The 21567-nt window shown below is 58.0% G+C and carries 17 protein-coding genes; 8 read left to right on the top strand and 9 right to left on the bottom strand.

Features of this window, described 5'->3' with window-relative positions:
- The first annotated feature begins 100 nt into the window (after positions 1-100).
- A complete protein-coding gene (locus ADA16_RS05895; protein WP_048760039.1) occupies positions 101-1231 on the top strand; it encodes a DUF695 domain-containing protein in 1131 nt (376 codons plus the stop codon).
- On the opposite strand, the gene ADA16_RS05890 is transcribed toward ADA16_RS05895, so the two are convergent.
- From ADA16_RS05890 to ADA16_RS05875, 4 genes are read right to left on the bottom strand one after another with little or no spacing between them, the layout of a single operon-like run.
- Positions 1232-1582: a branched-chain amino acid transporter permease gene (locus tag ADA16_RS05890; RefSeq protein WP_048760037.1), complete on the bottom strand. Its 351-nt coding sequence runs from the start codon at positions 1580-1582 to the stop codon at positions 1232-1234. It lies immediately after the preceding gene.
- Entirely contained in the window at positions 1579-2370 is a 792-nt protein-coding gene (locus tag ADA16_RS05885) for an AzlC family ABC transporter permease (protein WP_152680733.1), read from the bottom strand. The genes ADA16_RS05890 and ADA16_RS05885 overlap by 4 nt, the downstream gene beginning before the upstream one ends.
- A complete protein-coding gene (locus tag ADA16_RS05880; protein ID WP_048760035.1) occupies positions 2371-3012 on the bottom strand; it encodes a YqgE/AlgH family protein in 642 nt (213 codons plus the stop codon).
- The gene (locus ADA16_RS05875; RefSeq protein WP_048760089.1) at positions 3012-4454 is read right to left on the bottom strand and encodes a CCA tRNA nucleotidyltransferase; all 1443 of its coding nucleotides are present in this window, start codon (positions 4452-4454) and stop codon (positions 3012-3014) included. The genes ADA16_RS05880 and ADA16_RS05875 overlap by 1 nt, the downstream gene beginning before the upstream one ends.
- A 160-nt stretch (positions 4455-4614) precedes the next feature.
- Between ADA16_RS05875 and ADA16_RS05870 the strand changes: the two genes are divergently transcribed.
- The 7 genes from ADA16_RS05870 to ADA16_RS05840 all read left to right on the top strand — a co-directional run bounded on the left by ADA16_RS05870 (position 4615) and on the right by ADA16_RS05840 (position 15911).
- Positions 4615-5472, top strand: coding sequence for an NUDIX hydrolase (locus tag ADA16_RS05870; RefSeq protein ID WP_193387490.1), 858 nt, complete (start codon positions 4615-4617; stop codon positions 5470-5472).
- A gap of 6 nt (positions 5473-5478) precedes the next feature.
- Positions 5479-8061 carry a hypothetical protein gene (locus tag ADA16_RS05865; protein WP_239659365.1) on the top strand — a complete coding sequence of 861 codons (2583 nt, stop codon included), beginning with the start codon at positions 5479-5481 and terminating at the stop codon, positions 8059-8061.
- Positions 8062-8088: 27 nt separating this feature from the next.
- Positions 8089-11679, top strand: coding sequence for a murein biosynthesis integral membrane protein MurJ (locus ADA16_RS05860; RefSeq protein WP_048760033.1), 3591 nt, complete (start codon positions 8089-8091; stop codon positions 11677-11679).
- A gap of 199 nt (positions 11680-11878) precedes the next feature.
- Complete coding sequence (locus tag ADA16_RS05855; protein WP_239659364.1) at positions 11879-12478, top strand: sigma-70 family RNA polymerase sigma factor; 600 nt, start codon at positions 11879-11881, stop codon at positions 12476-12478.
- A gap of 163 nt (positions 12479-12641) precedes the next feature.
- On the top strand, positions 12642-13580 hold the full coding sequence (trxB, locus tag ADA16_RS05850; protein WP_048760028.1) for a thioredoxin-disulfide reductase: 939 nt from the start codon (positions 12642-12644) through the stop codon (positions 13578-13580).
- 415 nt (positions 13581-13995) lie between these two features.
- Positions 13996-14316 carry a thioredoxin gene (gene trxA, locus ADA16_RS05845; protein ID WP_048760025.1) on the top strand — a complete coding sequence of 107 codons (321 nt, stop codon included), beginning with the start codon at positions 13996-13998 and terminating at the stop codon, positions 14314-14316.
- A gap of 410 nt (positions 14317-14726) precedes the next feature.
- The gene (locus tag ADA16_RS05840) at positions 14727-15911 is read left to right on the top strand and encodes an N-acetylmuramoyl-L-alanine amidase (RefSeq protein ID WP_048760023.1); all 1185 of its coding nucleotides are present in this window, start codon (positions 14727-14729) and stop codon (positions 15909-15911) included.
- Between the two features lie 28 nt (positions 15912-15939).
- Here the strand turns inward: ADA16_RS05840 and ADA16_RS05835 are convergent, their stop codons facing one another.
- The 5 genes from ADA16_RS05835 to yidC form a co-directional block, all read right to left on the bottom strand.
- Entirely contained in the window at positions 15940-16893 is a 954-nt protein-coding gene (locus ADA16_RS05835) for a hypothetical protein (protein WP_048760021.1), read from the bottom strand.
- An 11-nt stretch (positions 16894-16904) separates the two neighbouring features.
- Positions 16905-18182, bottom strand: a complete 1278-nt coding sequence (locus ADA16_RS05830) for a ParB/RepB/Spo0J family partition protein (RefSeq protein ID WP_048760019.1) — start codon at positions 18180-18182, stop codon at positions 16905-16907.
- Between the two features lie 21 nt (positions 18183-18203).
- Positions 18204-19160 carry a ParA family protein gene (locus tag ADA16_RS05825; RefSeq protein ID WP_048760017.1) on the bottom strand — a complete coding sequence of 319 codons (957 nt, stop codon included), beginning with the start codon at positions 19158-19160 and terminating at the stop codon, positions 18204-18206.
- A 277-nt stretch (positions 19161-19437) separates the two neighbouring features.
- On the bottom strand, positions 19438-20073 hold the full coding sequence (gene rsmG / locus ADA16_RS05820) for a 16S rRNA (guanine(527)-N(7))-methyltransferase RsmG (protein WP_048760083.1): 636 nt from the start codon (positions 20071-20073) through the stop codon (positions 19438-19440).
- A gap of 328 nt (positions 20074-20401) precedes the next feature.
- Positions 20402-21550, bottom strand: coding sequence for a membrane protein insertase YidC (yidC, locus tag ADA16_RS05815; RefSeq protein WP_048760015.1), 1149 nt, complete (start codon positions 21548-21550; stop codon positions 20402-20404).
- Positions 21551-21567 lie beyond the last annotated feature (17 nt).

Genomic DNA, 21567 nt, shown 5'->3' with positions numbered 1-21567 from the left:
GAGACACATAGCTGGAAGACGAATCCGGCTTCGCACATATACTGGGGCGCACAACATAAGGTTCGGTTTTAAACGAGCAAACGAAAGTGTGAAATCCAGTATGGCTAATGAGAATCCGGCTCCATTCTCCCCGGAGCAGCGCGCCGCAGAAGAGACCGCGATCAATGAGTTCTGGTCGTGGTGGAACTCTTTTGGCGCCGATGCACTCGACGCAATGTTTAGCGTGCAGCTCGGTGTCGATGGCGCTCCGAACGCTGCCGATGTAGAAATTATTGACGTCCAGAAGGAAGTCGGCGGCCGCATCGCCGCTATTAATGACCGCCTCATTTGGGGTTTTGAGGCCGGCGCTCCGTACTCTCGCCATCTTCTGACTGTGAGCGCTGCGGGTGACCCGGAGCTGCGCCCGGTCGCTCGCCGTTGGCTGGAGGCCGCGCCTGACGACGGCGCGGTGTGGTCTTTCACCGACCTCCGCCAGGCGGATCCGACGATGAAGCTGTCGCTGGGAGATGTCGCGGCCACGTTGGTTGCACAGGGTGCTCTCGACGCCGACGCTCCGGCCGAGGTCGATCCGGCAGATGCCCGCGTCGCTGTTAGTACTGGCCATGGGGCAGTGGACGTTCGCCTGTTCCACCCGTTGTTCCCGGCAATTGCTCAGTTGGAGGACGGCGAGCGCTTGGTTGCTCAGCTCGGTTTCACGCTGCTGCAGCTGGCTCTCGGTGAAGAGGACTTCGGCCTGTGGCTGCGCGGTTTCGCCTTCGCTGGCGAAGAGCCAGAGGATGCCATTCCGCTGCCGGAGCTGGGCGGCGTCATCGGGCAGCTCGCGGAAGAGTGCCCGGAGTGGCTCACCATTGATGCCGAAGCCAACGGCCAGCCGCTTCTCGTCGCCACTCGCGCACCGATTACGCAGCTGGTGAGCCCGACTATGACGCAGCACGTGCTGATTCAGCTTATGCTCGCTCACATTGATGACAAGGGCTTGCCGACGGACGCGTCGAAGGAATCCCTCTCCGAGTTCAATACCGCTGCCGCTGAGGTCATCGCTGAGGACAAGGGTATTTTTGTCGCGACTGAGCAGTCCGATGGTATGGCTCTGATGCACTTCTTTATTGACCCGGCATCTGATGCGGAGACGGGTCTGCGAGCTGTTGCAGAGACGTGGACCGAGGGCGAGTACGTCGTCGATACCGATTACGATCCAGCTTGGCAGCGCGTCGGTCACCTGCGCGTGTAGTCACGCGACAAGGTTCACGAGGACCATATACAGCGCCGTGCCTACAAATATCGAGATTACGGTGTTGCGCCGCCACCAGTGCAAAAAGATGGTGACCACCAGCGCCACAGGCACGGCCCAGGCAGCCCCGGGGTCGCCACCCTCGCCGCTGAGCCCCAACCGTCCAAAGACGGTGTAGGCAACCAACGCAACCATGACTCCCACCGGCATGGTCGTGCCGAGGAACTCGAACAGGGGAGACCCCTTCAGAGTACGCACGAATGCAAACGGCAGCGCGCGCAGCGCGAGAGTCACCGTACCCATCGCAAAGAGCGCGGCAATTACATATCCGGTATCGGGCAACGCGGTCATGCTCGCTCTCCCTCCGTCGTACGCTGCTCGCTTGCCGACGTCATGCGCATCACTTGATCCACTCGTGGTGACCACACGCGCAATAGCAGCATGCCGAAGTACATCAACAACCCGATGACCAGCATCTGGTTCGGGTTAATCAGCCACCCGACCAACGTGCAAACGATAGCGGTCAGGGGTAGTGACCAGTCCTTGGAGGTCTCAAAGGCGTCCATGGCCAGCACCGTAAAGAGCGCAACCAGTGCGAACTCGGCACCGCGGATACCTTCGGGCAGTGCTGCACCCGTCAGCGCTCCGATAATGCCGGAGCCCACCCACAGTAACTGGCAGAGAATCTGAATCGTCAACAGTTGACGGCCCGACATCTTTTCGGTTGGATTCGCTGCAGAGACAATGGCATACGACTCGTCGGTTAGCGCGTATGTCGAGTATGCGCGGCCGAGACGGGACCGTATCCGGTCGCGTGGGAACGTCAGCCCGTAAAAGACGTGGCGGAAGTTGACCATAAACGAGGTCACGGCACAGCCGAACAGACCCGTATGGGCCATAACCAGGCCAACAGCGAGAAATTCCATCGACCCGGCATAGACCACGATGGAGAAAATTGGTGCCCACCACCAGCTAAAACCAGTCTGTGCGATAAGCAGGCCGAATGCGAGCCCCAGCGGAATAAGCCCCATACCGACGGGCAGTGTCTGCCGAATACCGGCGGCTATGTCACTGCGGTCGCTAGTTGCAGTGGCGTTTACCTCGGCGCTATTTCCTTCTATATTGATGTTCTCACCCATTTAGTTGTCGCGGACATCTACGGGATAGGTGCCATACAACGGCAGCGGCCAGGGCTGACGGCGCATGCAATCACCCCAGATGTCAGCGGCAGCAGGGGCAAGTACATCGGAGGGCAGGGCAGGGGCGACGTACCAATCCCCGCGGTCGAGTTCGTCTTCCAACTGACCCGGATCCCAGCCTGCGTAACCGGCGAAGATACGCGCGCCATCAATGCGGTCGCGCACGTCCTCCGGCTCCACACCGAGGTTGACCAGCGCAAACCGGTGGGCGATGCGTTCCATCAACGGTGCCCCAGTAATACTGTCCGTCTCATCAGGAAGGGTAGCGCCATTTCGCACCACACTAATGCAGATTGGCTGCGTCTGGTTGACCGGCCCCCCGACGTAGAACACCGGCGGCTTAGCCATCAGCGGTGCCCAGGGCTCGAGCACATTGTGCACAGGCGTCTGCGAACGCTGCGTGAGGTCGACACCGAGAGTGCCGTGTTCGTCGTGCTCAATGAGGAAAATCACCGAGCGCGCAAACTCCGGTGAGAGCATGCCGGGTGCTGCGAGCAGCAGCATACCGGCGGCTGGGTCGTTGCGCTCGAGGCTGGTAAAGAGCCGGTCGCCATAGAGGTTTTCCGGATTAATCGATGCCATTAGCTCTCACTTTCGCTCTCAGCCTGCTCACCGGACTGCTCGTACCACCATTTCTTCAGGGCCAAGATAGCATCTTCGCGCTCCAGCGGACCGGACTCCAGACGCAGCTCTTTCAAGTAATTCCAGGCCTGTCCGACTTCCTTGCCGGGCTTCAAGTCCAGAATTTCCATGATTTCGTTACCGTCCAGGTCGGGGCGGACGCGCGCGAGGTCCTCCTGCTCGGCGAGCTCTTCGATTCGCGCTTCCAGACTGTCGCAGGCTCGCGCAAGGCGTGCTGCTTTACGACGGTTCCTCGTCGTACAGTCAGCCCGCACGATCTTGTTGAGTCGTTCCAACAAATCTCCGGCATCGTTGACATAGCGTCGCACCGCCGAGTCCGTCCACTTGCCCTCGCCATAGCCGTGGAAGCGCATATGCAGGTAAACCAGCTGGGAGATTTCATGGCTGATCTTTTTCGGAAACTTCAACTTGCGCAGGCGGCGACGTACCAGCTTCGCACCGACGACCTCGTGCTGGTAGAAGGTGACATTGCCCTGCTCGTTGTAGGCGCGGGTGGCTGGTTTGCCGCAGTCATGCAGTAGTGCCGCCCAGCGCAGCACGAGGTCCGGTTCACCGGGCTCTTCCTGGTCGATTGCCTGACGCATGACCTGCAGGGAGTGTTGGTAGACATCCTTGTGCTGGCGGTGTTCATCCTGCGTCATGCGCATGTCGGAAATCTCCGGCAGCACGCGGTCGGCCAACCCGGATTCCACCATCAGGTCGATACCGCGGCTGGGATCTGCCCCCAGGATGAGCTTGTTCAGCTCGGTGGAGATGCGCTCAACCGTGATGCGGTCAATTTCGCTGGACATTTCCTTCAGCGCTTTGAGCACACGCGGTGCCACATCGAACCCGAGCTGGGACGCGAAACGGCAGGCACGCAGCATACGCAGGGGATCATCGCCAAAGCTCACCTCCGGCGCACCCGGGGTATCCAACACACCCGCGACAAGATCCTCGAAACCTCCAAGCGGGTCGAGGAAGGTGCGGGTGCCGTCGCCATGCAGTTCAACGGCGATGGCATTGCAACGGAAGTCGCGTCGGATTAGGTCGCCTTCCAGCGTGTCGCCGAAAGTGACCTCCGGATTGCGACTGACCTGGTCGTACGTATCCGCACGGAACGTGGTGATCTCCACCTGACGACCATGGCGCTCTGCGGACAGCGTGCCAAATTCAATACCGGTATCCCAGACGATGTCGGCCCAGTCATCGAGAATCGCGCGCGTCACCTCCGGGCGCGCGTCAGTGGTGAAATCTAGATCCACGCCTAGGCGTCCCATAAGCGCATCGCGCACAGAACCGCCCACGAGGTACAGGCGATGGCCGGCTGCACTAAACGCAGCCGCCAGCGAATCGAGGATCTCCGACTCCTTGGCAATCGCCTGATCAGCCACTGCCAGCATTGCGGTCCTGCGCACCTGTGGATCCACGTCGGCAGCTGCCGAATTAGCGCCGTGGGACGCAGTGTCCACGGGCTGGTCACCATTTGTCGTTGAAGGAGTCGATTGTGTCACGACCGACACAATACCCGCTTATACCTGTAAACCCGGTAGTCTAAGGGGAATGAACAACGTGGTACGCAATGACAACTCGGCGGCGAAGAACCGTCGACGTCGTCGGCGACCGCGCAGAGGGGGTGGCGCTTCCGCGTCCACCAACACCAATAGCGCTACTACCAGCGGAAATTCCGCAAAGCGCAGTGGCTCCGGCGCCAAGGGCTCCAAAAAGGCCAAGCCAAACTCTGGCGATGCCAAGCGATCTTCCAAGTCACCTAAGTCCACACGCGCCTCGCAGCAGTCGAACAATCGAGGTGGCCGCAAACACGGTCAGGATAGGCACAATCGCCGTCGTAAGGCACAGCCGAAGCGCACGAACAATCGCCGCGCGCAGTCATCGCGCTCCCAGAACGCAGCGCCGATGCAGACCTCGATTGAGACTTCGGCGGGCGGACTGGTCGTCTCGGGTCTGGCCGAGGCGGTCGGCGAGGGCGGCAAGGTCGACCTGTCGCGGATTTATGTCGCGCTGATTGGTCGTCACGACCGCCGCGGGCGCCTGCTGTGGTCGATGCCCAAGGGCCATGTCGAGCCCGGCGAAGCTTTCGACTCCACCGCCGAACGCGAGGTCTGGGAGGAGACGGGCATTCGCGGCGAAGTCATCGAAGAGCTCGGCGTTATTGACTACTGGTTTGTCTCCGATGGCACGCGGATTCACAAGACCGTGCACCATCACCTTCTGCGCTACGTCGATGGCGATTTGAACGACGAAGACCCCGAGGTCACCCAGGTTATGTGGGTTCCTGTGGATACCCTCGTGGAACGGTTGGCCTACGCTGACGAACGTAAACTGGCCCGGCGCGCTCATAATCTGCTGCCCGATCTCGCCCGCGCGGAAAAGCGAGCAGGTCGGCAGACACCGAGGTGATTGCACATGTTCAGGTTGCAATTGCCAAGGACTGTTGCTCGTAAGGTCACGGCCGCTACCGCAGCGCTCGTACTATGCTTGCCGACGGCCGCTGCGCCCCCAGCTCTTGCGCAGGATGAGCAGTTGTGGGGCAGTGCCACCAATCGCGTCGGTGAACAGGGTCCCCTTCGGCTTTCGATAACCGATTTCAGCCCGCGTGTCGCAGCTCTGCATTCGACGCTGACCATCAAGGTGCAGGTGCACAACACCTCCGATGCGGATATCAGCAATGTTTCCCTGCGCCTGCAGCGAGCCGACGCGCTGGCTTCGTCCGCGGATGCGCGGACGATTCTCGCCGAGCCGGAATCGGTGTTCGATGTGGCCGGGGATTTCAGTGCTCCCATCAAGCTGAAGGCTGGGGAGACACGCGAGATTACGCTGAAGGTTCCTATTTCCGCACCGACCCCAGAAGGCCTCGACATCACGGAGGCCGGGACATTTCCCTTGCTCATCAATGCCAATGGTCGGCCGGTCGATGACATCGACCGCCTCCTGGCAGAGACGCGTGTGTTACTGCCCGTGACAGATCCGCAGGCCACGGATGCCGAACCGGAGCCACCTGCCGATGATGAGACTGACGGCGATACCGAAGCTGGTGATGGAGACGGTTCCAGCGATGGTGCCGAGGACAGTACTGACAACTCCGACGGGCCCACCCGCCGCGGCCCAGTGCCGTTTTCTCTGATTTGGCCCATTAGCCAGCCAGTGCCACTGGTCGGCGGTGAGACCGGTGACGCACCCGCGTCGCCGAATCTGATCCTCACCGACAATTCTTTGGCCGATTCTCTCGAGCGCGGTGGCCGCCTTGACGGCCTGCTCACCTCGCTGGAAAAGGGCTTCGCCGGTCCCGATGGGCAAAGGCTGCGGGAATCGACCTGCATCGCCATCGATCCGGAGACCCTTGATGCAATCTCCCGAATGACCCGCGACTACTGGATTGGCACCAGTCGTCCAAGTCCTGTGAAGGCTTCTCCGCGACTGCGTGATTCCTGGGGCAGCACGGACGACACCGATCTCACGCATATGCCCGCCAGTGACAGTGCCGCCGCCTGGCTCAATCGACTGCACAATCTCACGCAGGACACCTGCACACTGTCGCTGCCGTGGGGCGGCACTGATACCAGCGCCGTGGCTCGCGTGGGGGATCGAGAGCTTTCCATGGAGGCACTCGCCGCTGGTCAGCAGACTATCGGCAAGCATTTGAACGTCCAGGCACTGCCGGGTGTCTATTTGCCGGCCGAGGGATTCGTGACGTCGGAAAGCACCCCGCTGTACTCAGCGGCAACGGCTCTGAACGGGACCTCTCCGGAGCGCGCGTTCGAAGACCGCGTAGACACCGGCGAAACGACCCCGCCTCCGCCCACTCCACCCGAGGCCGCACACGGCACCACCGTGCTAGTCGCGGACAACACTGCAATCACCGCCGATGGTCAGACACTGCAGCCCGGTCACAGCGGCGTGCTTGTCGACGGCAGCCGCGCCTTCGCTCTCCCCGGGACATTGGCGGCCTCGCTGGCTGCGACCGGACGCTCCCCACAGACAGTGGCGTATTCGAATCTGCTCGGACGCTACGATTTCCGAATCGACTCGGAGGCTGCGCGGATGCAAACAGCGATTGGCACTCTGTTTCAATCACTGACCGATTCGAGTGACCCTCGCGCGGCTGTCGTGGCAGCCCCACCAGCGGGCTGGGATCCACGCGCAGGCGACGCTGAGGATTTCATGGCCGCAATTCGGGACGCAGTGGACGCCAACCTGGCGGAGCCGACCCCGCTGACTGACTCCATCACCGCTGCTGCTCGCGACCTGGATGCGGGTCCTGTCACCCCAACTGACGAGATTGCCGATCCCGCTCCGGTGAGTGAGACGCTCGTGGAGAAGGCTCAGATGGCCTCCCGCGAAATCACTGACCTGACCACGATCATGTCCAATGATTCCAACGTGGCGCTGACACGGTATGAATTCACCCGCCCACTGCGACACGACTTACTGCGCTCGTTTACGACTCTCGGCCGTCGAAATCAGCTGCAGTCAACTGACGTGCAGAGGCATAGCGAAGAGCTCAGCGACCAGACACTGATTATGACTCGACGCCTGCGCAATTCAGTGACGTTGGTAGCTCCCGGCGGTGTCTACACCCGCGCAACTCAGCTGTCACCGATTGCGGTGCTGGCACGCAATGGCCTGCCACTGCCGGTTCCCGCATTCGTGCGCGTCGGCGTTGGAGATTCGGTGATGGAGGAGAAGTATGAGGCCGCCATCCCCGCCAAGGGGGCGGTGACTATTCAGTTCACTCCGAAGTCGGGGGATGATGCAGAATCCACTCCGGCAACCAATGCGCCAGAGGGGGATCGGCCACGGGATAGTGGGGAAAATTCCCACAACTTGTTGCTGTGGCTCGAATCACCCAATGGCACGCCCATTTCTCAATCAGTGAGTATTTCTGTTCAATCGGGCGCTTCAGTCGGGGTTTTGGCCATCGTAACCCTCGTCATCGTCACTGTTGGTGGGTTTTTTGCCGCAAAACGGTCACAGTACTTTCGGAAATAGACCCCCTTTTAAGCAACAATAGGACATGTGACTGACTCAGACGCGCATAAATCTGGACTTCGAGGCCGCATTCGGCGCCCTGCGCCACCGGCTCCGGTTCCGGCGGCGCGGCCAACGGCTGAATCTCAGCCGGCCGAAGCAGCCCCGGATCTGACTCGCGTATCCGGCCATAAGACAGACGCCGGTGTCGCCGCTGACGCGAAGACGGAATCAACGTCACCTTCGGCAGCAAAGGCAGCGACTGCGACAGCAACCGCTTCCAGCGATTCCTCCGCGAGCTCGACGCCGGACGCAAATCAGGGACAGTCGAACTCGGACATCGTCGCCTCTACGGGCTCGATGGCGGTCGCTACCCTGATCTCGCGCATTACGGGCTTTTTGCGAAACCTGCTTATCGGAGCGACGCTGGGTCCGGCTGTCGCTTCAGCCTTCAACGTCGCCAACACACTGCCGAACCTGATTACGGAAATCGTCCTCGGCGCGGTGCTGACTTCTCTGGTGGTGCCGGTGTTGGTGCGTGCGGAGAAGGAAGATCCGGATCACGGTGCCGCCTTCATTAGACGTCTCTTGACCGTCTCCATGACACTGCTGGCAGTGGTGACGGTGCTGGCGGTGATAGGTGCACCGCTGTTGACCAGATTGAGCCTTAATGAGGCCGGTAAGGTCAACGTGCCGCTGGCGACGTCATTTGCGTTCTTATTATTGCCGCAGATCATCTTCTACGGCATATTTGCGCTGCTCATGGCGGTGCTAAACACCAAGGGAATCTTTAAACCCGGTGCGTGGGCACCTGTCGCCAATAACGTCGTGGCCATTGCCACGCTCTTGCTGTATCTGCTCCTGCCCGGCCAATTGAGTCCGGATTCGGACGGTTCCCTGTCCGATCCGCACATTCTGCTCTTGGGTCTTGGTACCACCCTGGGTGTCGTCATTCAGGCAGCCATCATGATTCCGTACCTCAAACGCGCGGGCATTGATTTGCGTCCGCTGTGGGGTATCGACGACCGCATCAAGCAGTTCACCGGCATGGGTGTCGCGATCATCACCTACGTGGCAATTTCTCAGGCCGGTTACTTCATCACCACCAACATTGCCTCGACCGCCTCCAAGGCAGCTCCGACGATTTACCAGCAGGCGTGGTTGCTGTTGCAGGTGCCCTACGGCATCATCGGCGTCACGTTGCTGACCGCCATCATGCCGCGCCTGTCCCGCAATGCAGCCGATGGCAACGATGAAGCAGTGGTGCGCGATCTGTCCATCGGTACTCGCCTGACCATGATCGCGTTGGTGCCGATTGTCGCTTTCTTCACCGCATTCGGCCGCCCCATCGCCGTCGGTCTTTTCGCGTACCTGGAGTTCCCCCGCGAAACTGCGGAGATTCTCGGTTGGACGCTGTCGTTCTCGGCGTTCTCGCTTATTCCATACGCCATTGTGCTTCTGCACTTGCGCGTTTTCTACGCCCGTGAAGAGGCCTGGACACCGACCTTCATCATCCTCGGAATTACCACCGTTAAGGTAATTCTCTCGTTCTTCGCCCCTCGTCTGGCTTCTGACGACGAGACCGTCGTCGTGTTGCTCGGTGCCGCCAACGGTTTCGGTTTCGTCGCCGGTGCAGTAATTGGCTTCTTGCTCTTGCGCCGCACACTCGGACACTTGGACAGTAAAGCGACCATTCACACCGTGCTGTGGGCGCTGGGGGCATCGCTTGTCGGTGTCGTCGTTGCCTGGGGCGCATTCGCATTGACCGACCTCGGGCTGTTCGATTTCTTCGGCTCCTTTGGCGTGCTGCTGCAGACCATCGTCACCGGCGTGGTCTTCCTCATTGGTACCGGTGTGGTGCTCGCTCAGGCCCCATTGGAAGAGGTTCGCGTTCTGGGAGGCTTCCTCGGCCGCATTCCGGGTCTTCGTCGCTTTGCTCCACAGCCCCATGCCGCTGACAATGCCGTCGCCGACCGCGACGACATGGAGCGCGAGCGTGGCTTCGCCGCTGACGCCTTCTCGATTGCCCCGTCGAACCTCATCGGCGAGGCCACGGGTCTGGCCAACGAGGGCTTCACCGCCTCGCCGCTGCTGCCACCGATGCCGACGCAGGGTTCTCGCCCCACCCGCTATGTGCCGGGCGAGATGGTCTCAGCTGGTCGTTTCCGCCTGCGTTCCGAAATCGCGACCTATCCCGGTCTGCGCCTGTGGCGCGCCATGGATATGGGCGATCCCGACAACACAGATGTCGCCCTTGTTTTCGTCGACACGATTGCACTGCCGTACTACGACACTTCGCCGTCGGTCGCTGCTCAGAAAATTGCGACGACGACCAATGAGCTGCGTGATCTGGCCGGCGCCGGTATGTCACGGATTCACAGTGTCGCGAAGACGCGCACCGAAGTGCTCATCGTCGCCGACTGGACCAGCAGTATCGGTATTGAACGGTTCGATCAGGCCGCCCACCCGGATGCTCTGGCACTCGCAGTAGCATCGCTTGCCGAGACAATTGCCGACGCCCACGAATCCGGACGTTGCCTCGGCCTTACAAACAAGCCTGGACAATTACGCATTAGTAGCGATGGCCACATTTACAACGCTTTCCCCATCGTTTTGCCCAATAGCTCGCAGCGTTCGGACTACAACGCGCTGCTCTCGGTCATCGATGAACTGTTCTGCAACGTGCCGAACATCCCCTCCGATATTTCTGCTGCTATCGACCACGCGAAGCAGACACGTCCGGAGGATTTCCATGGGCAGGTGTCTCCAGCTCGCACGCTTGCGGAGGATTTGCGCGCTGCAGCGCTCGGCCCCGATTCCTCGGAGTTCCCCGCCATCAACACTGACACGGGTGCGCGCGAATCCGTCGATGCCAACGCCGCAGCCAAGGCTCCTACTGGCCGCACCCAAAATCGCACCAGCGCATTCAGCACTGGCGCCATCGTTGTTGGTGTAGTCATTGTTGGCGCGCTTGTCGCCGCCGGTATCTTCGGTCTGGTCAACCGTTCCTCCGACGCACCGATTAACTCCGAGTCCGTACGACGCGGCCCAGCTCCAGTCACGACGCTTTCGCTTGCCGACGCTAGCGAGTGGCAAGCCGATACCGATAACCCGGCAGCCGGTCCGGACAATCCCGACATGGCTAAGCTGACCATCGATGATGACGAGAACAGCTTCTGGGTTTCCTCCAACTACCTCAGCCAGTTCGGCAATCGCCCGGAGGACTTCAAACCGGGTGTCGGTATTCAGGTCACTTTGGATGGACCGGCAACCATCCGTGAGCTCAAGGTCGTAGCGACCCCGGGCGCACAGATTGAGGTCCGCGGTCTTCGCGATGCTGGCACAACGAACTTGGACGACACCACGGTTCTCGGAAGCGCAACCGCCACCTCGGGTACGACGACCATCGACATCGATAGCGATGACACCGAATGGGAGAACCTTGTTATCTGGATTTCCGGCTTGCCGACGGCCGCGGAGTCAGTAGCCGACAGCAACTCCGACACTGATTCTGATGCTGAAATGCAGAATTCCGATGCCGACAACCCACTTATCGGTAACCGAGATCTGGCTGAGCAATCTCCGGATTCGTTGCTGCCAGTTGCTATTGGCGACATCCAGGTGCGTGGTACGGAATAACGTTCTGAACTCGCCTTAAGCGGCAACAGTTTAAGTTGTCCCAAGTTATCCACAACTACTGGGACGTTTTGAAATTCATCCACAGCCCGCGGTCTCCACGGCAGTTTTGCCGAGCGGAGAGTGCGGGTTTCGTGTTTGCATAGGAGCCATGAACTTTGGGGGAAGAAAACGAATTGGGGACAGTCACCGCAAGGCCCACATGGGTCGGCGACTGGGGGACTATGGCGTCGTCGGCACGCGAAAGCATGCAACGGCAGACGAGATTGATCGTGAACTGTTGAAGGCGCACCTAGCGGGGGATCGGCGAGCGTTTGCGGTGCTGGCACAGCGCTATTACCCGCAGTTGGTAGCTATGGCGCGGCGTTATCGTCGAGATGATTTCGACCCCTTGGATGGGGTTCAGGAGGGGTTGGCACGAGCAATTGCGGGGGCTGCCAGTTTTCGCGGCCGTTCGACGGTAGCGACGTGGCTGACATGCATCGTGAAGAATGCTTGCATTGACCACAATCGCGGTCGCTTCGGCGAGGTCCCTCTCTGCGATAAGGATGAAGATTTTGAGACGTTTCTGACTTCGCGGGCCGTGCCATGCCCAGATGTCCCGCTACGTGTGACTATGGCCGCAGCACTGGAGCAGTTGCCTTCGGATCAGCGGGACGCCCTGTTGTACTTGGACATCTTCGGTTATTCACTGCAGGAGACATCTCGGAGCATTGGGCAACCGAGCGGAACGTTGAAGTCTCGGCGAGCGCGGGCGCGGCGTACGCTTCGACGCCAGTTGGAAGAAGTGCAGGTGGTCTAAGAAAGGCGGGGTAGGGAGAGGTTGGGGGAATAGGAACAGCTGGGCTCATGTTGGTTGAGGTAGCTGGTTCCGGTAGTTTCTTTGCCGGAGCTGAAAAATTTGCTTACTACTGAGCATCACTGTGCGCGATGTGATGTGAGAAATAAAAGTTATAGGAGTCTTCATGAGCGATATCGTTCACGACCTGATAATTGTCGGTTCCGGTCCCGCCGGTTACACGGCTGCCACCTACGCAGCCCGCGCCGACCTGAAGCCTGTGGTGTTCGAGGGCATCGAGTTTGGCGGCCTGCTTATGACGACTACCGACGTGGAGAACTACCCAGGTTTCTCCGAGGGCATCATGGGGCCAGAGCTGATGGATCAGATGCGCGCACAGGCTGAGCGTTTTGGCGCTGACCTGCGTATGGAGATTGTCGACCGCATGGATCTCATCGGCGATATCAAGTCCGTCTGGGTTGGCGAGGAAGAGCACAAGGCTCACGCCGTCATCCTGGCAACCGGTGCCGCTCCGCGCTATGTCGGCGCTCCGGGTGAGCAGGCACTGCTGGGCCACGGTGTCAGCGCTTGCGCTACCTGCGATGGTTTCTTCTTCCGCGACCACGATATCGCCGTCATCGGTGGCGGTGATTCCGCGATGGAAGAGGCGACCTTCCTTACCAAGTTCGCCCGTTCGGTGACGATTGTCCACCGCCGCGATGAGTTCCGCGCATCCAAGATTATGGTCGACCGCGCTCAGAACAATGACAAGATTCGCTTTGCGACGAACAAGGTTGTATCCCAGGTTCTTGGTGAAGCCGAAGGATCGGTTACTGGCCTCGAGCTGGAGGATACTGTTACCGGTGAGAAGTCCGTCCTCGATGTGACTGCCATGTTCGTAGCAATTGGCCACGAGCCACGTTCGCAGATGGTTCGCGATCAGCTGGATTGCGATGAGAATGGCTACATTCAGGTCGCATCCCCGAGTACGCAGACGTCACTCAAGGGCGTCTTTGCAGCGGGCGATGTCGTTGACTCGCATTACCAGCAGGCGATTACAGCCGCCGGTTCCGGCTGCAAGGCTGCGCTGGATGCTGAGCACTACTTGGAAACCGTTGCGCGGTAGCTGACGCTTGGAAACCTTATTTAGCTGCGTGAACACCCGATAATTGGATAGCGCCAATTGTTGGCTACACCCAATGGTTGACAGCATCCAATCGTTGGGGTTTCCGATAGTCGGCCATCTCAATTGTTGGCTACTCGGACTTAATAGGCGCATTGCGAAGCGGAACGATGCGATACGTGCAGTGTTCTCGCAGTGCCCCCGCAGTGTCCTCGCAGTGCCCTCGCAGTGCCCTCAAGAACACCATTAATTAACAATTTAGTACTTCATTCGCACCATCGGAAGCCCTAATTTTTAGTGCTCCTAGTGCTCTAATCGGTACGCGAAGCTGAAGAAACTAGGTTGAAAAATTAGAATCAAGACCACAAACCAAAACCACTAAGAACTCATCCGAGCTCATTCTGAGGAGAAGTACTTCATGGCTCCAGTAACCGTGACCGCAAACACCTTTAAGTCCGATGTCATCGAATCCGATAAGCCGGTACTCGTTGATTTCTGGGCAGAGTGGTGTGGCCCGTGCAAGAAGATTGCTCCCGTTCTCGACGAAGTAGCGGCCGAGCTCGACGGCAAGGCCGTCATTGCCAAGGTCAACGTCGATGAGGAACGTGCACTGGCCGGCATGTTCCAGATTATGTCCATCCCAAGCCTGCTCCTGTTCAAGGGTGGCAAGAAGGTTGAAGAGATTCGCGGTGTTCGCCCGAAGGGCGAGATCGTGAAGCTTATTGAAAAGCACCTTTAGAAAAACTTAGGGTTGCTCCTTTTTGATACAAGGTCGCGACTATCCACCCGTCAGTTCCCTACTTCCGACTCCGCCGGGCACGCTCCATTAGAATGTGACGGAAGTTGTGTTTGTGATTTAGTGTTAAACCTGGGGTTTTGCTGTCGGGCTGACCGACGCGCGCCCGTAACAATCAATTTGGGCCAGCGACCTGGTACTCTGGCTGGAAAAGGCGATTTACGCCTTCATAAATATTGTGAAAGGGCCACGTCACCGCCAACTTAGGAGTTATTGCCGATCAAGCCCTTAAGGAAGTTTCGGGTTTTTCTTACTCGACGTTCCGTTTGGGTCATTGGCCGGTAGTACCGATTAAGGATGGTGTGTTCCCACAATGCCCTGAGTATGATTGTGGAGTTCGGAAGGGAGTTTTCGTGCCAGAGTTTCTGAAGGTGGGCGATCGGTCACCTCGAGTCGCCGAGGTACGCTCTACCCTGGCCCGTCTTGGTCTTCTGCCTAACTGGAAGGGCTCAGCTGCCGAGGAAGACTCACCTCAATGGTCTGGTGATGATGACCTCTTCGATGAGGACCTGCGCGACGCGCTCCTAGCGTTCCAGCAATCTCGTGGTGTCTACGCCGATGGCGTTATCCGAGACAACACACTGCGGCTGCTGCGGGAAGCTTCGTACACTCTAGGTGCCCGCGTACTGTCTTACGACCCGCTGTCACAGATGACTGGGGAGGACGTCGGCGTCCTCCAAGCTACCCTGCAGGAACTTGGCTTTCACGATGCGCGAGTTGACGGACATTTTGGTCCGAAGACCGATGCGTCTGTGCGTGAATACCAGCTCAACTACGGGTTGGAACCTGACGGTATCTGTGGCCCCGTTACCCTTCGTGCGCTCAGCTACTTGGGTAGAAGGGTTACTGGCGGCTCGGTAAATGCTTTCCACGAAAAGGAAGTACTCCGTTCGATGGGTCCGAAGCTCTCTGGTAAGCGCATCGTCATCGATCCCAGTCTCGGGGCAGGGGAATCGGGCATCGTGGTCGACGGCCCATATGGCCAAATTTCTGAAGAAGAGATTCTGTGGGATTTGGCTTCGCGCATTGAAGGTCGCCTTGTTGCTGCCGGTGCCGAGACCATTCTGTCTCGTCCTCGTACTGACAATCCATCGATTGAGAATCGCGCTGAGATAGCTAATGCATTCGGTGCCGATATACTCATTTCGCTGCAGGCTGACCACTATCACAACAACCGTGCGAGCGGTATCGCCACTTTCTACTTCGGCTCCATGAAGGGGTCCAACTCAATTCTGGGTGAGCAGCTCTCGGGCCTTATTCAACGCGAGATCGTTGCTCGTACTGGGTTGGTGGACTGCCGCTCGCACGCCCGCACGTGGGATCTCCTGCGTCTGACAAGGATGCCCACTGTAGAAGTTGCGGTTGGCTACCTGACCAATGAGGATGACGTGGCAATCCTGTCTTCGCCCGATCAGCGGGACATCATTGCCGAATCCATTGTTGTCGCGGTTAAGCGCCTATACCTGGGCGAGGAGGAGCAGCAGCCAATGACCGGTGCTTACAGCTTCGCCCAGCTCATTGAAGAAGAGAAGGCGTAAAGAAACACCCGTTCAATTAAACCTGTCGCTATAGGCTGAACAGTTTTGAACGCATAAAAGGCTCCTTCGCGCTTAAATCCAGCGCGTGCCCCATCTCTTCATCCCAGTCGAGTTCCGCATCCAACTCAATGCGGAGTTTCGGGTGGATTGGGTGGGGCGTCACAACCCGAAATCCGGAGTTAAGAAGTGTCCGCGTGCGAATTAAATCACCGGCATTATGGTTAATCGCCGCCAATGAGTCTGAGATACAGGGCTTTGGATTTAACTTTTCTTCGAGCTGCGCTTCGAAATCGGCGATTAGATTCTCCGCACCGTCGTCAGGCGCGTCCGACGACGGCATTGGCGCCGACATTGAGTCCGCGTTGCCACTGCAACCGAACGCTTCCACCGCTGAAATTCCGCGCAACGCGAGCTTGTGCAAGGCAGTCACAATGAGCACGCGGAGCATGTCGTCGTCGACCTCTAGGGCGTTGTAGTGCAAACTCGTCAGTGCAATCGCATCCGGCGAAATTGGTCCGGAGGGCATGGAAAACGTTGTCGGACAGAAGCGCGGGGGCGCGAACAGCAGCGTGCCGACGGTCTCAGGTTGCCCATTGATAAGCGACGCGGGTGGCTTCCGTCGTAGCGAATATCCGCATGGCCCCCAGGAAAGGTAGACGGTATTTAGCCACGCTTCTTTCTCCAGGCGTACCTGAGCGGCTAAATCAGGGCTTAAATCGCTATTTAAGGGCCTTTCACTAACTTCTCCTGGCTCAGTAGGGGATTGCTCTCCCGAATGCTTTAAATCACCATTGAGCGCTTTATCCTCACCAAGCCTGAGGGTGCCCGAATCAGCTTCCCGTGGGTCAGTCGGGAAGTGGGATAGGGCAGTGGCGGCATGAATGTGCTCCATGCCCTGTTCCCAAAACAAGCTCAACATCGTCTCCGGGTAGATGCCATCGATGTCGGCCAGCGAGATTTTCTCGATGTATGGTTCAGTCACGATAAACGAGGTTATTCTTCTTCGAGGTTCATCAATGACATGATGCGGTCAAAGTCCTCGAGGTTACCGAACTCGATAACAATCTTGCCCTTACGCTTACCCATCTGGGCAGTAACCTTTGTATCGAATGAATTGGACAGGCGGTCAGCCCAATCATGGAGAACCTCTGGCTGCGGAGTCGGCTCACGGTGCTGCTTCTTCGGTCGCTCGCCGGCATTGAGTAGCGTGACGGCTTCCTCAGTCGCGCGGACGGATAGACCTTCAGCGACGATCCGCTCCGCCAGGCGCTGCTGTTCTTCCTTACCGGCCTTGATTCCAAGCAATGCACGCGCGTGGCCCGCCGACAGGACACCAACCGCTACTCGACGCTGCACCTCCACCGGCAACTGCAAGAGTCTAATCATGTTGGTGATAACGGGTCGTGAGCGACCGATGCGATCGGCCAACTCTGCCTGAGTGACACCGAACTCCTCGAGTAGCTGCTGGTATGCAGCGGCCTCTTCGAGTGGGTTCAGCTGGACGCGGTGGATGTTCTCAAGCAGGGCGTCGCGAAGCATATCCTGGTTTGGAGTGTCGCGCACGATAGAAGGAATCGTGTCGATTCCAGCTCGCTGGGAAGCTCGCCAGCGACGTTCACCCATGATGATTTCAAACTCGGGTTGCGGTGCGTTCGGGTCCTCCTTGCGCGCCGCTTCAAGTGCCTCCGCACGACTATCCTCAGGGATTGGTCGCACGATAATCGGCTGCAGTAGACCGAACTCACGAATGGAATGTGCGAGTTCATTCAGCGGCTCTTCATCGAACACCTCACGTGGCTGCTTCGGGTTCGGTGTGATGAGCTTCAGGTCAACCTCTCGATAGGTCGCCCCGAACTCAGCTGCGGCCACAGCGTCTACATCGGTAGTCTCAGCGCTAGCATGACCGGCTACTCGCGGCTCTGTCGGAGAAATTGTTTCACGTGAAACATTGCTAGATTTACCGATGTTCCTATTGTCACTGTGACGTTTTGATGCCTCATTCTCATAAGACTTACTCTGACTAACTTTTGCAGTTTTTCCGGCCTTTTCCCCCTGAGACAAAGGGGTACCGGATCCCGACGTCGCAGCGCCCAATACGTCGGCAGCTCCGCTGTTTCCAGACTTTTCCGTTTCCAGGGTACGGCGCGGGCCAAAGATAATATCCGCAGCACTCTCGCCTACCGATGGGTTAGCCGCCGGAGCAGTTGGGATCAGCGCGGCGATACCGCGGCCGAGCCCTCCCTTGCGGTTCTCCTTTTTCTGATTCGACATCGCTTACTACTCCTAGTGGCTTTAGTTTGTCTCAGTGGAATTCGATGGGGTAGGGGAGGAAGCTGGTTTTCGACCAATGGCGCTTCCGCCCGAAACTGCTGAATAGTCGCCGCGCGTTGCTAATTCCTTCGCAGCATCGAGATAGGCAACTGCGCCGCGAGAACCTGGATCGTAGGAGATTACGGTCTGCGAGTAACCGGGTGCCTCCGACACCTTCACGGATCGAGGAATGAGGTTACGTAGAACAACTTCACCGAAGTAATTACGAACCTCGTTGGCCACTTCTTCCGAAAGTTTGGTACGACCATCGAACATAGTGAGCAGCACTGCGGAAATATGAAGTTCCGGATTGAGATGCTGACGGATCATCTGCACGTTATTCATCAGCTGAGTCACGCCCTCCAAAGCGTAGAACTCACACTGAATTGGGATTAGCACCTCGTTGGCAGCGGTCATTGAATTCAGCGTCAGCAGACCGAGCGATGGAGGACAGTCGATAATGAGAAAGTCGAAGCCGTTGTCGATGAGATACTGATCCGGGACAGCATCAAGCAGTCGACGCTCACGGTTGAGCAGCGAGACCAATTCAATCTCGGAGCCAGCCAAGTCCAACGTTGCTGGCACACAGAAGAGGTTCTCAGACTCAGGGGAGCGCTGAATGACGTCATCAATCTGCAACTCGCCAATGAGCAGTTCATACGTCGACGGAGTCCCGGAAACATGCTCAATCCCCAGAGCAGTAGAAGCATTGCCCTGTGGGTCGTTATCAATGACTAGAACCTTGAGCCCATGTCGCGCGAGCGCCGAAGCAATGTTGACTGCCGACGTGGTTTTACCGACCCCACCCTTCTGGTTGGCGATGGTGATACGCCGGGGGCGCTCGGGGCGTGGAAGAGATAAGCGGTTCGGGGCCTTAACTTGCGCTGCCCGTTGAGCTGCCGCAGCGATGGGTGTGTCTTGCCAGGATTTCCGGCTCATTAACTATTCCCCTTACAAGCACAGCAATCACCAATTATGGCCACTGGAGTGCGGATAAAAACTTAGTAACTATCTGCAAAAGCGTAATCGTCAAGCCCCAACCACCGCCAGGCACCGACGATTTTGGAATTGTTTCACGTGAAACATCCACTTTGTTCGGTAGGCTTTTGCCATACCGCGATACTTATCCCACTCTAGCCCGTCGGCACTATGCTGCTCAATGTCGAAATCAAAAACAGAAGCGTCCAGAACAGGCTAGGGGAGTGGGAGCTAAAACCTACTTCTTCTGAATAATCACGGCGTACGTCGGGGTGCCCAACACAGAACCGCCGACCTCTACGACTCGAGGATTAAGTCCCTTAGCTTTCGCAATTAACTTTGCGTCGCGATCGATTTCCTCTTGGGCTGTCCCGCCCTTCAACGCAACCATCGCACCGCCAGATTTCACTAATGGAAGTGACCACCCAGCCAACTTTCCCAGGGGGGCAACCGCGCGGGAGGTAACGACATCAACTTGACCAACCTCTGCACGAACCGCCTTTTCCTCCGCACGCCCGCGAACCACCTTCACGTTGTCCAGATCCAGATCTGCCACAACTTCATTCAAAAAAGTAGTACGGCGGAGCAACGGCTCTACAAGAATCACTTTCAGGTCGGGACGCGCAAGAGCGAGCGGAATCCCGGGTAAACCCGCCCCCGAGCCAATGTCGGCGACTTCAAGACCTTTACCGATAGCTTCGCCGACCACTGCGGAATTGATAATGTGCCGATCCCACAACTTCGGGGTCTCACGCGGACCAATCAAGCCACGGACGGTAGCTTCCTCAGCCAACCATGTGTGGTACCGGTACGCTCGATCAGCGTTCTCTCCAAACAGCGACTCAATAACCGAAGGTAACTTGGCGTCACCCACCTGCGCGGAATCAATTTGCTTATCGACGTTTTTAGAGGTGTTACTCAACAGTTCTACTAACCTTTCTTGCGCAATGGGGACAGCAGTGCCGCCACCCGTCGAGCTTTCAACACACCTAGTGTACGACAGTGCGACATCGATGTTTCACGTGAAACATTGGCTGCAGATGGGCACCAAGCTCCACACGCTCAAAATCAAATTACACCTATGTAATACCAGCGACGTTGTTTTCGTTGGCACGGACCAAGGCAAACAAAAACGCCCCACACTCAGTGCGGGGCGTTTTGGTTCTATTAACTTATGTAGACGAAGCGCGGTGCGACTTCAGTTATTTCTTTTTGCGCTTCCGCTTCTTCCGATTCGCGGGCTTCTGTCCCGGCGCCGGTTTAGAAGCCGGACCCTGCTGTCCCTTCGCTGAGTTTCCATCCGGAAGGTGGTTAGAAGCCTTGTTCGCGGTAGAAGCCTGACCAGACTGCGACTGCTGCGCGTTCTGCGCTCCCTGGCGCTTGCCGCCCTTCTTCGGGTTGATTGGCTTCTGGCCAACCTTCGGAGCGAGCTTCTCCTGTGCCTCACGCTTAGCAGCCTTCTTAGCTGCGACAGCTTCCTTCTCTTCCTCGTCTAGCTTGCCGAAGATGTAGCGCTGCTGGAAGTAGGTCCACACGTTGTTAGTCACCATGTAGACCAGAAGACCAATGTGCCAGAAAGCACCGGTAACAAGAATCATGATTGGGAAGAACCAAAGCATCATCTTGTTCATCATGTCCATCTGCTGACCCATGGGGCCTTCCTGGCGCTTTACCAGACCAGCCTCCTGGCGAGCACGCGTGCGCTCGACCGACATGCGCGCGTTAAAGTGCGTCGCCAGTGCCGCGATAATAATCAGCGGGATGGCAACGACCATGATGTCCATGCGGGTGAAGTCCGCAGGCGTACCAGGCACCGTAAAAGCTGCGTACTGATCCTCACCCATGCCAACCGAACTGGACAGGGGAGCGTTGAACACACGAGCCAGAAGGAAGGACTGAACCTCATCTACACCGAAGATGTAGTTAGGCGTATTCCAGTTCTGCTCCACCGACATCCCGAGCGCATTACCGGACGTACCGGTTCGGTTGAACGAACGCAGCACGTGGAACAGACCAATGAACACAGGCATCTGAACCAGAATCGGCAGGCAGCCACCGAGCGGGTTGACACCCATTTCCTTCTGCAGCTGGCGCATAGCAAGAGCCTGAGCCTGCTGGTCGTTTTTGTACTTCTCCTTGATTGCCTGCATCTCAGGAGCGAGCTGCTGCATCTTAATGGCAGAACGCTGCTGGTTCAGCATCGGCTTAAACAGGAGGATACGGATGGTAACCACAAGCAGAATAATGGCCAACACCCATGAGATACCCGAGGAGGGATCAAATAGGAATCCTGAGGCTTTATGCCAAAACCACAGGATGGCCGAAATCGGCCAATACACGAAATTGAGCACGGTCTAAGATCACTCCG

It is taken from the genome of Corynebacterium vitaeruminis, assembly GCF_001054325.1.
GTDB lineage: Bacteria > Actinomycetota > Actinomycetes > Mycobacteriales > Mycobacteriaceae > Corynebacterium > Corynebacterium vitaeruminis_A.
The sequence above is the reverse complement of the archived record's forward strand: the minus strand, read 5'-3'. Positions and strand labels throughout refer to the sequence as shown.